The organism is Bradyrhizobium sp. PUT101, assembly GCF_052043945.1.
In the GTDB taxonomy this organism is placed as follows: domain Bacteria; phylum Pseudomonadota; class Alphaproteobacteria; order Rhizobiales; family Xanthobacteraceae; genus Bradyrhizobium.
Genome location: NZ_CP197207.1, coordinates 1,640,827 through 1,650,547 on the forward strand (window position 1 = coordinate 1,640,827; position 9,721 = coordinate 1,650,547).

General features: G+C 64.4%; 13 protein-coding genes and 2 tRNA genes. 7 read left to right on the forward strand and 8 right to left on the reverse strand.

Annotation, left to right across the window (positions count from 1 at the left end):
• Positions 1–85: 85 nt before the first annotated feature.
• Positions 86–1,117 (forward strand): LLM class flavin-dependent oxidoreductase, encoded by a 1,032-nt coding sequence (locus tag ACSHT2_RS08010; protein WP_440641094.1) that lies wholly within the window; start codon positions 86–88, stop codon positions 1,115–1,117.
• Between the two features lie 121 nt (positions 1,118–1,238).
• Here the strand turns inward: ACSHT2_RS08010 and ACSHT2_RS08015 are convergent.
• Positions 1,239–1,324 (reverse strand) — tRNA-Tyr (locus ACSHT2_RS08015).
• Positions 1,325–1,530: 206 nt separating this feature from the next.
• Here ACSHT2_RS08015 and rlmB point away from each other — a divergent pair.
• Entirely contained in the window at positions 1,531–2,361 is an 831-nt protein-coding gene (rlmB, locus tag ACSHT2_RS08020) for a 23S rRNA (guanosine(2251)-2'-O)-methyltransferase RlmB (RefSeq protein WP_440641095.1), read from the forward strand.
• A 63-nt stretch (positions 2,362–2,424) separates the two neighbouring features.
• Here the strand turns inward: rlmB and ACSHT2_RS08025 are convergent, their stop codons facing one another.
• Positions 2,425–2,937, reverse strand: a complete 513-nt coding sequence (locus ACSHT2_RS08025) for a hypothetical protein (RefSeq protein ID WP_440641096.1) — start codon at positions 2,935–2,937, stop codon at positions 2,425–2,427.
• 44 nt (positions 2,938–2,981) lie between these two features.
• Positions 2,982–3,461 (reverse strand): hypothetical protein, encoded by a 480-nt coding sequence (locus ACSHT2_RS08030; RefSeq protein WP_440641097.1) that lies wholly within the window; start codon positions 3,459–3,461, stop codon positions 2,982–2,984.
• 281 nt (positions 3,462–3,742) lie between these two features.
• Between ACSHT2_RS08030 and ACSHT2_RS08035 the strand changes: the two genes are divergently transcribed.
• Together ACSHT2_RS08035 and ACSHT2_RS08040 are read left to right on the forward strand one after the other, a co-directional pair.
• The gene (locus ACSHT2_RS08035) at positions 3,743–4,216 is read left to right on the forward strand and encodes a hypothetical protein (protein ID WP_440641098.1); all 474 of its coding nucleotides are present in this window, start codon (positions 3,743–3,745) and stop codon (positions 4,214–4,216) included.
• A gap of 162 nt (positions 4,217–4,378) precedes the next feature.
• Positions 4,379–4,453, forward strand: a tRNA-Thr gene (locus ACSHT2_RS08040).
• A 41-nt stretch (positions 4,454–4,494) separates the two neighbouring features.
• Here the strand turns inward: ACSHT2_RS08040 and ACSHT2_RS08045 are convergent.
• Positions 4,495–5,208, reverse strand: coding sequence for a class I SAM-dependent methyltransferase (locus ACSHT2_RS08045; protein WP_440641099.1), 714 nt, complete (start codon positions 5,206–5,208; stop codon positions 4,495–4,497).
• Between the two features lie 73 nt (positions 5,209–5,281).
• The gene (locus ACSHT2_RS08050; RefSeq protein ID WP_440641100.1) at positions 5,282–6,001 is read right to left on the reverse strand and encodes a class I SAM-dependent methyltransferase; all 720 of its coding nucleotides are present in this window, start codon (positions 5,999–6,001) and stop codon (positions 5,282–5,284) included.
• 267 nt (positions 6,002–6,268) lie between these two features.
• On the opposite strand from ACSHT2_RS08050, the gene ACSHT2_RS08055 reads away from it, so the two are divergent.
• The 3 genes from ACSHT2_RS08055 to ACSHT2_RS08065 all read left to right on the forward strand — a co-directional run bounded on the left by ACSHT2_RS08055 (position 6,269) and on the right by ACSHT2_RS08065 (position 7,666).
• The gene (locus ACSHT2_RS08055) at positions 6,269–6,496 is read left to right on the forward strand and encodes a hypothetical protein (protein ID WP_440641101.1); all 228 of its coding nucleotides are present in this window, start codon (positions 6,269–6,271) and stop codon (positions 6,494–6,496) included.
• Between the two features lie 269 nt (positions 6,497–6,765).
• Positions 6,766–7,110, forward strand: a complete 345-nt coding sequence (locus ACSHT2_RS08060) for a hypothetical protein (RefSeq protein ID WP_440642795.1) — start codon at positions 6,766–6,768, stop codon at positions 7,108–7,110.
• A 301-nt stretch (positions 7,111–7,411) separates the two neighbouring features.
• The gene (locus ACSHT2_RS08065) at positions 7,412–7,666 is read left to right on the forward strand and encodes a hypothetical protein (RefSeq protein WP_124157540.1); all 255 of its coding nucleotides are present in this window, start codon (positions 7,412–7,414) and stop codon (positions 7,664–7,666) included.
• A gap of 27 nt (positions 7,667–7,693) precedes the next feature.
• Here the strand turns inward: ACSHT2_RS08065 and ACSHT2_RS08070 are convergent, their stop codons facing one another.
• The 3 genes from ACSHT2_RS08070 to ACSHT2_RS08080 form a co-directional block, all read right to left on the reverse strand.
• On the reverse strand, positions 7,694–7,936 hold the full coding sequence (locus ACSHT2_RS08070) for a DUF6719 family protein (protein WP_124157539.1): 243 nt from the start codon (positions 7,934–7,936) through the stop codon (positions 7,694–7,696).
• Between the two features lie 244 nt (positions 7,937–8,180).
• Positions 8,181–8,888, reverse strand: a complete 708-nt coding sequence (locus ACSHT2_RS08075; protein WP_440641102.1) for an outer membrane protein — start codon at positions 8,886–8,888, stop codon at positions 8,181–8,183.
• Positions 8,889–9,173: 285 nt separating this feature from the next.
• Positions 9,174–9,569: a hypothetical protein gene (locus ACSHT2_RS08080; RefSeq protein WP_440642796.1), complete on the reverse strand. Its 396-nt coding sequence runs from the start codon at positions 9,567–9,569 to the stop codon at positions 9,174–9,176.
• Between the last annotated feature and the right edge of the window lie 152 nt (positions 9,570–9,721).

The following is a 9,721-nucleotide window of genomic DNA, read 5'->3' on the forward strand; positions in this document are numbered from 1 at the left end:
CGGAAACCGAGCATTTCCACATGTGCGCTTGTGACGGGGACCCCGCCCCTTAGATCTGGTCGATCATCCCACAGAGACCTGATCGATGACCGCACCGCTTGAATTCGGACTGGATACCTTTGGCGACGTCACGAGAGATGCGTCCGGCGCCATGATCACGCATGCGCAGGTGATCCGCAACGTGGTGGACGAGGCGGTGCTGGCCGACGAGCTCGACCTTGACTTCATCGGGCTCGGCGAACACCACCGCGCTGACTTCGCGATCTCCTCGCCCGAGACCGTGCTCGCGGCGATCGCATCGCGCACCAGGCGCATTCATCTCGGTTCGGCCGTGACCGTGCTGAGCTCGGACGACCCGATCCGCGTATTCCAGCGCTTTGCCACGCTGGATGCGCTTTCCAACGGGCGCGCCGAGGTAATCCTCGGCCGCGGCTCGTTCACCGAATCCTTCCCGTTGTTCGGTTTCGACCTGCGCAAATATGAAGAGCTGTTCGAGGAGAAGCTCGATTTGTTCGCCGCGCTCTTGTCGCAACAGCCGGTGACCTGGGAAGGCAAGCTGCGTCCGCCGCTGTGGGATCAGCTGGTCTATCCCCCGGTCGAGAACGGCACGCTGAAAACCTGGATCGGCGTCGGTGGTAGCCCGCAATCGGTGGTGCGTGCCGCGCATTACGATCTGCCCTTGATGCTCGCCATCATCGGTGGCGATCCTGCGCGCTTTGCGCCTTACGTCGATCTCTATCACCGCGCCTTCAGGGAGTTCGGCCGCCCGTCCAAGCCGATTGGCGTGCATTCGCCGGGCTACGTCGCCGAGACAGATGCGGAGGCGCGCGAGGAGCTATGGCCCGACTACAAGGCCATGCGCGACCGCATCGGCAAGGAACGCGGCTGGCCGCCGATGGGACGCGACGAGTTCGTCAGCGAGGCCGAACATGGCTCGCTCTATGTCGGCTCGCCGGAAACGGTGGCGCGGAAGATCGCGAAGACCGCGAAGGCGCTCGGCATTTCGCGGTTTCAGTTGAAGTACTCGGCGGGAACTTTGTCGCACGAGAATCTGATGCGGAGCATCGAGCTCTATGGTCGGAAGGTGGTGCCGATGGTGCGGGAGATGATGGGGTAGCCTGCGTCTGGAGCCGGTCCGCCTACGCCCTGCGGGCTACGGCGTGACAGCCTTCGCTCACTTCGCGCCACGAGCATTTATGGTGGCTTGCCTAGCCGTAGCTCGCGAAGCGAGCGAAGGCTGGTGGGGGAGGCAGGACTCGAACCTGCGAAGCCATGAGGCGGCTGATTTACAGTCAGCTCCCTTTGCCACTCGGGACACTCCCCCGCTCAACGGCAGCACAATCGGGCCGGACCTTGCCGGCGACCGAAGTCGGCCATGGAACGTGAAGGCCGCGACAACCCGGATCGGGGCGCGACCGGGCGCGTTTATGGGCGATGCGGTGGGGCAAAGTCAACCGAGGCGATCAGCTAAAATCGCCCTCGCCGGCACCGAAATTGCCATATTCCGGAACCCGTGACAGAAGCGAGCCCATGAAGGATCGAAAATTCGGCCCCAAGGGGGCTCGCGGCGGGGCTAAGCCCTTCAACCGGCCCGGGAAATCGGCCGGCCGGTCGGCGTGGCGCGACCGTGATTCGCAACTCGACGGTCCCGTCGTTCTCTATGGCTGGCACACCGTCACCATGGCGCTGGCCAACCCCCAGCGCCGGATCCGCAAACTGACGCTGACCGAGAACGCCGCAAGGCGCCTTGCGGAAGAAAACATCGAGACCCGCGTGGCGCCGGAGATCGTGCGGCCCCAGGAGATCGACCGGCTGCTGTCGCCCGATGCCGTGCACCAGGGCCTCCTGGCCGAGGCCGATCCCCTGCCCTCGCCCGATATCGAGACCCTGACGCAGGAAGGCATGGTGCTGGTGCTCGACCAGATCACCGATCCCCACAATGTCGGCGCCATCCTGCGCTCGGCCGCAGCGTTCGCGGTGAAGGCGATCGTGACCACAGCGCGGCACAGTCCGGAAGCGACCGGCGTGCTGGCCAAGGCCGCCTCCGGCGCGCTCGAACTGGTCCCGATGATCACGGTGCAAAACCTCGCCCGTGCGCTGACGGCGCTGAACGAGCGCGGCTTCCAGACAGTCGGCCTCGACAGCGAAGGCAGCGAGGAGATCAGCGACGTCGCGCTGCGCGAGCCGCTTGCACTCGTGCTCGGCGCCGAAGGCAAGGGCCTCAGGCAATTGACCCGCGAGACCTGCAGCGTCGTGGCGCGGCTCGACATGCCCGGCGAGATCAAGAGCCTCAACGTCTCGAACGCCGCCGTGCTCGCGCTCTATATCGGCGCGAGCCGGCTCGGCCTCATGAAGCGCTAGCACAACAAAACGCCCGTCCGCATCTCGCGGACGGGCGTCTCGTTGGCTCCAGCCGATCAGAGATCAATAATGGCGGCGCAGCGCGCGGTGACCGCCATGATAATGCGGCGCGCGGCGATGGGCGTAGCCATAGCGCGGACCGTGGCCATAGTGCACGCGCGGCAGATAGCCGTAGCGGGGGCCGTAGCCATAGCGATACGGACGGTAGTAGGGGCGGCGATAGGGGTAAGCGGCCGGCGGCGCGACCGCAGCGGCACGATAGCCGTAGCCGTAGCCGTAATTGGCGGGCGCAACGACCGCGTCCTCACGGTAGGTCGGATACGGCGCGAACGCGCCCGGACCGGTATAGGTCGGGCCCTGGTTCACGTAGTAATACTGCGTGGTCGGCTCGACGAGACGCTCATAGGCGCCATAACCGTAGCCGTAGCCGTAGCCGTAGCCGCCGCAGCCGGTGTTGCAGCCGGAATAGACCGGCGCAACCGGCGCGCACGCGGTGAAGCCGCAGGCCGCGGCGGGCGCGGTGGCGGCGAACGTCACGGCTGCTGCCGCGACCAGTCCCGAAATCATCTGACGCATTACTCTCTCCTGTTGATTTCCGTTTTTTTGGATTGTCACGTTTCTCAACCCGGCGGCCTGCCGGGTAGCTCTGTACGCGGCCGCGGCCGAGGGGGCCGAGGACGGTCGTTGATCTCGGGCGCGTAGATCACCGGCGGCGGATCGACCGGCGGGTCCATCTGCGCCGGCAGCGGCGCGGACGAGGCGCCCAAACTCTCGTGGTAGCTCTCTGCCGGTTTCGGCAGTTTGCGGTTCGCGGGCGGCTCGACCTCGAGCCGGCCATAGCCGGGCCGCAGGCCCAGCGTCGGATAATAATGACCGACGTTATCGGGCTGCCGCTCTGCGATATAGCGTCCGCCATAGATCGTGGGCTGCACCTGCTGGTTCTTGCCCAGGCCCCAGACGCCCTCGACCACGGTGTAGGACGCATCGATGTTGTTGATGATGATCGGCACGCCGGGACGGCCCGGAACGACGATTTCGGAATCGGCAAACGCCGTCGCAGGCAGTCCGATCAGAAAGGCGGCGAGCGTCACAGCGCGCATGAGAGGATCCCGGTTGTCCGGCGCCACGCTATCTGATCGCCACGCAGAGAGGGTTAAGGCCTGCTCACCAATTTCCGGTAAGCCTAATGTGTAAGGGCTGCGCGCCGCTCAAATGCTGCAAAGCAAGCTAGCGAAGTGTTAACGCGCAGGGCTCCGCCGCCGGAACAGCGCCGCCGTGCTCACATCCGTTTGACTGTTCAGCTGCGAAAATCCACGGTTGCATCGGAACGTCCTGCGCCGTCGACGTTTAGCCCCCGTCAACGAAATGGGAGTGAACAGCCATGAACATCAAGCTTCTCGGGGCGACGGCGATTGCAGCGACCATGCTGGCAGGCTCCGCCATGGCGCAGGCGGTCGTCACCAATCCCGGCCGCTGCGCGGCGCAATTCCCCAACGCCAACTGCCAGAACCTCGGCCCCGGAAACCCCTACACCGATAGCGGCTATCGGCATCGCCGCGTGTCCTATCGTCAGACCAACAGCGACTGGAATAACGACTGGAACAGGAGCCGCACCGGGTTCTGGCCGACCGACGTTGCGGCGGGCGTCGCCGGCGCCGCGATCGGCACCGCCGGCGCGATTGCCACCGCCCCATTCCGCGCCTGGGACAATTCCTACGCCTATGACAATTCGTGGGACCGTGGCTGGAACAATCGTGGATGGGACACCCGCACCTACGCCCAGCGTAACGGCTTCGTCTGCACGCCAGGCACCTGGTTCAAGGGCGAAGACGGCCGCCGGCACATCTGCCAGTAGGTCAACGAGAGTGAGCGCGATGAATCAGGCGGCCTTCGGGCCGCCTGTTTCGTGCCTGCAACAATCATCGCGGGTTCTGGCACTTTCCAACCAAGTCTGATATTGCGACGCGCGGGCGGACAACCGGCGCATATGCCGTGCCCCGCTCCGCTTTCAAGCGTCGCCGGCTTAGCTCAGCGGTAGAGCAGCGGTTTTGTAAACCGAAGGTCGGGGGTTCAATCCCCTCAGCCGGCACCACGTCTTGACCGCAGTTTCAGTTCGAAGTCTTCAGGGCGCTGCTATTCCGAGCCGCCATCGGGCTCCGCATTCGGCAATTGGTCCAGCCGCCAGAGCCCGAGGCTCTTGTCGCGCCAGCCACCACCGCCCTCCTCGCAACGCTCGTTGATCAGCGCGTGCGGCGCGGGCCAGTTGAACGGCGCCTTCTCCATGTTGAGCGCCCGCCAGTCGCCGTCCTCGCAATCCTGATTGCCGTCCCATCCGGGAAAGGTGGTGACCAGTAGGAAGCGCGTGCCGCTCATCCGAAATTGCGCGAGGGCGCGATCGACGTTCGCAAAGCTCAGATGCACCAGGCAGTCCCGGCAGAGAATGATGTCCGCACACGGCAGCGCATCGCGCGTGATGTCGGCGACGAGAAACCGGCCCGGCGAGCCGCCGCCTGCGACACGCCGGCGGTTGGCTTCGATCAGCGACGGCACGATGTCGATGCCGATGTAATCGACATCGAGCTTGAGCCGGCCAATCCATCCGGCATCGCCGCAGGGCGCATCCAGCAGCGAGCGCACGCAGAGCCGTTGCAGCAGCGCAGGAAGCGCCTCGCGGACCGCGCTGGTCGCGGGATCCTCCGAGCCGAGGCCGGATACCGAAGTGGCCGCGCCCCAAAGGTTGGCGCGCTCGATGCGCTCGAACCGTGCGGCGAGATCGAGGCCCGCGAAATTCTCACGGTCGGCGAGGAAACGTTGGTGGGCGAGCACGGGTGGACGATTGGAGATCATCGGACGAGCCTCGAGCCAAGTCGCGAGCCAGTGTACGGGCAGTGCGTCGCCGCCGAAATCGCCTGCCTTTCCCTCAGGCCGGCTTCTGCCACTCCATGACGTGGAAGAAGGGCACGCGGCGATGACGGGCGACCTGCTCGGGACTGCCGCCTGTCGGCTGCGGCTCGACGAACAGACGCAACTGGAGACCGTGATCGAGCAACAGCGTCATGTAGGTGCTGAGCGGACGGTGCCAGTTCTGGATCCGGATGCCGTGCCAGGCGGCCCAGATCGGACGCTCGTCCATGTAGTGGTCGATCGCGAAGCGCCAGGTGCCCTCTCCGTCACGCGTCCAGCCGTCCGGCTGGCCTGCGGTGTTGAAGCTCGTCAGGTTGGCGATCAACAACGTACCGCCGGGGCGCAGCGCCGCCACCATCCTGGCGATCGCCGCATCGAGATCGGGCATGTCGATCAGGCTGAGATAACTGACGACCAGATCGAAGCGCGCATCAATCTCCATCGTCTCGGCGCGGCCGAGGCGATAATCGCCGTCCGGGTCCAGCTCACGGGCCCGCACGAGCAACGCCTCGGTCGGATCGATACCGGTGGTGCGGATGCCGGCGCGCTGCATGATGCGGCAGAAGCGTCCTTCCCCGCAGCCGACATCGAGCGCATTGCGAAAGCCGCGGCCTTCGATGCGCCCCTGCATCGGCGCGTCGAGCACGAAGCGGCGACCATAGTCGCCATCCTGTCCCTGCTCGATGATCCATGCAGCCGCGGACGCGGCCCAGCCGTCGCTGATATCCTCGTTCAAAGGCAGACCTTCAGGAATGGATATTGGCCGCGCGCATCGCGGGGCGCGGCTACTGACCACAGATCGGATTGGAGTTCAACATGAGGTAGCATGCGCATAGAATGCGCTCCATCTCGTTCAAAGAGAAAGCCGGGATCGCCGCCGGTGCGGTTTCAGCCGTCGTGACGACGGCCATGCTGTTCGCAATCGCAATGGGGCTTTTGCTGGCACGATAGGTCGATGAATGCCGGATCGGAACCAAAGACGTGCGTCACTCGTTCTTGACCCATGCGGATCAGCGAAGAAAACCGAAATATAGTTCTGCTGGCGACAGTGATGCTGTGCTGTGGCGCCGTGGCCGGCACGTTGACGCAGCTCGAGCCGGCGCTGGGGCCAGCCCCTGAAGAACGCGTCGCCGAGAGAGCCGTGATCGACGTCACCCGGACATCGATCCAGGCCCCAGTCCGCGTGGTCGGCGCGCCTTTCGAACCCAACGTCAATCCGCGCGAGCGGTAGTGCTCACCGCGGCGAGGCCACAGGGCGCTCAGCCGGCCGGCCGTGGGCACGCGCCAATTCTTCCGCAAACGCGATCACCTCCGCCCGCTTGTCGGGCGGCAGAGACAGGAACGCGCGGATGAGCCTCAGCCCCTCCACTTCGTCCGACCGTTCTTCTCCTGCAACCATTCGCTTAATGTCGGGCGATCGGGAAAATTATGCAATCCCTTTCAAACCTCCCTTGATTCGACGCAGCCGCTTTGCTGGAATGGGCGCGGCTGAGGTGGATCATGAAATGGATCAGGGAGCGCGACGCACTGATCGCGCAGACACTGGCCTTCGTCCAATCGGTGACCGGTGGGAAGGATGACGTCCCTCAGCCGGATGCGCCCGTGGCTGGCTCGACAGTCGCCGTCGAGATCGAGCCGCCGCAGGACCCGCTTCCGCCCCGGCCCGCATCTCTTCCGGCGCTGCGGGCAGGCGGCGATTTCCGCACCGAGATGCAGGCCCGCATTGCCGATTTCCGTAAGCATCAGGAGCGCTTCGAGCGCGAGCGTGAGGAATATTATGCGACGACCCTGACCAGATTGCGTGCCGCCATCCGCGACGTTTCCGGCCCGCCCGCCCAAAAATAAGGCCACCCGGTCAAGGGCCTACAGCCAGGACCACACCAGCAAGAGATTGGCCGCGCAGGCCCCGAACAGCCCCAGCGCCAGCGGCAGGAGCATGTGCCCGCAGGATGTCTTCAGGTCGCTCGTCATGGCGGAAAACATCCGCTGATTCCGGCTGAAGAGTCCCAGGGATTCTTTTTTCCGGGATTCAGGACTCGTTAAGGACTCAGAGTCCGCGACGACCGATCACGGCGCCGTGATCGGGCCGCAAGCCGGAACCCGTTACCGGGGAAACTCGTTAATTGGGTTTCTTGGAGCGGGAAGAATGCCCTACGCCCTGTTCTGCAAAGAGGCCCAGATCAGCAAGGCCTATCCGAGTGAGTCCGATGTCTGGAAGCTCGCTCAACGGAGCGGTCTCGTCGTGGACGTGATGGCGGACGACGAGCGGCCGGGACCGCGCCGGGTGCTCGACAATGACTACGAGATCGCGCCATGCCAGGCAGCTCAGGGCGAGGACCCCGCCAAGAACAAGGCTGAGGCCGACCAGCAGGCGAGGATGGAGCTTGAGCTGAATTCCTGAGTTCCGGCGCGAAACCGGAGCGCGGCTTTAGGGCGTTGCGGCCGCCAGCGAGGCCTGTTCGCCCGGCATAGCCACGCAGGCCTTGCGGCGATGCAGCCCACGGATGGCGCCGGTGACCTTCATGACCTTGCCCGACGGACAGGAAGCGTCCTTGACGAAGGCCACCTCATACGGTGCCAGCATCAGAGGCTCGGATTTGAGGATTGTCTGTGCAGAGCACGGCAGGCAGGAGAAGCACGAGAGCACCACTGCCGACACCAAGATACGCATGTCCGTCGTCCCACCAGCCCGGTAATTGTCATATAACGCGTTCCGGAGCGCGAGTTCCGTAAATCGCAAAAATTATTTTTGCTTTACCCCGGCCCCATGACGCGCGTGAGAAGGCGCGCCAGCCACCGTTTGCAAGCAAATGACGCGCCAGATGGTTCACGCAAAGCAAATAACGGGCTGACAAACCGGCAAATCAAAGGCCGGCGGAGCCGGCCTTTGTCGGGTCTTCAATCGCCGCTGGCAGTCAGTAGCGGGAGCCTGCCGGACCGCCCCAGCCGAAGCGGTAGTTCACCCCGACCTTGACGGTATGCTCGTCCTCCCGGCCACGAACCCCGACGATGTCGGCCGGGCCGGAGGTAAAGGTGGTGCTGCCGAAATTGTAGTACTGATACTCGGCCTTGGCCGACCAGCTCGGTGCGAACATGTATTCGAGGCCGGCACCGACGGTATAGCCGTCCTTGTTGTTGCCGGTGGTGGTGAAGGCCTGCGGCACCCCGGCGATGTTCACGCCAAGGCCGTTATTGCGCCAGGCATAACCACCCTTGGCGTAAAGCAGCGTCGGTCCCCAAGTGTAGCCGATGCGACCGGTCACCGACCCGATCTGGTCGGTGTTGGAGGTCACCTGCGTGCCCAGCGGGAAGGTCACACCGTTGTTGTTGGTCGGCAGCCAGGAATACTGGGCCTCGATACCCACCACCCAGTTGGGCGCGAACTGGTAGTCGAAGCCGCCCTGCACGCCGCCCATGAAGCGGGCGTCGCTGGATTGGAAGCTGCTGTCGCCGGCAAACGCTCCACCGACATGGCCGCCGATGTAGAAACCGGTCCAGTTATAAATGACCTGCGGCGGCGTATAGGCCGGAGCCTTGGTGTAGGTGCGCGGCTGCATGTCCGCGGCGGCGGCCGGCGCGGCCAGCGCAAGCACAGCGGCTACACCCAGCAAAATCGACTTCATGATCATCCCCGTTCTCTCAATACGACACTCAGGAAACAACGTGGCGTGAATTGGGTTGCTTCGCGGCGATGCCGGAACGTTGATCGTTTGCAACTGTGATGGGGTGGCAACAACGCGCTTTTGTTCCGTCACATTGCCCTGAGCTAACTTTTTTTGTCGCGTGCGCAAGGCCTGGCGCAACGATTCGTCGCAAGGCGAAACCACCCCGTTCAAAGCTCGCCGAAATGTGATCCAGCGGCTCCGGCTGCGTCTGCCTAACATCAGGCGATGAAGGCGGGCTTTGCGCTACCGCGCCATCTTTTCCAGTTCCGGAAAGGGTGCGTAAACCGCACCGGCGCAGAGATCGCTGGTCCGGTCGACCACGCGGTCCGCTCGGCCGTTGACGAAGATCACGGCCCGCTCCCGCATGGCCTTGTAGCTGCCATCAGTCTCGCGCGGAGTGAAGTGCAGGCAGCTCACATAGAACTGCCGGCCGCCGACCTCGCGCTGCACCGGTTCAGCCATGCTAGCATCGCGCACGCCGACCGGATTGTTGAGATAGGTCCGCATCAGAGCCAGCGTGTCGCTCCGGAAATTGTCGGGAAACGGCTGCGGCCCACCGGCCTGGGTCCCACCCATCAGCGTTGGACGGTCACCGTCGCTGCCGAAACATGCCGCAAGCGCCAACGGCAATGCCAATATCACCGCACATCTCGCCAATCGCCCCACAGGCCCCGCTCTCCGCTCGATCCGATGAGGAGACGTTCTAGCCCCAAGCCTGCACGAAGGGAATTCGCTTGCGGCGGCGCAAACAGCGCACCGGCCCGCCGCCGGCGCCTCGGGCTTTCGCATGA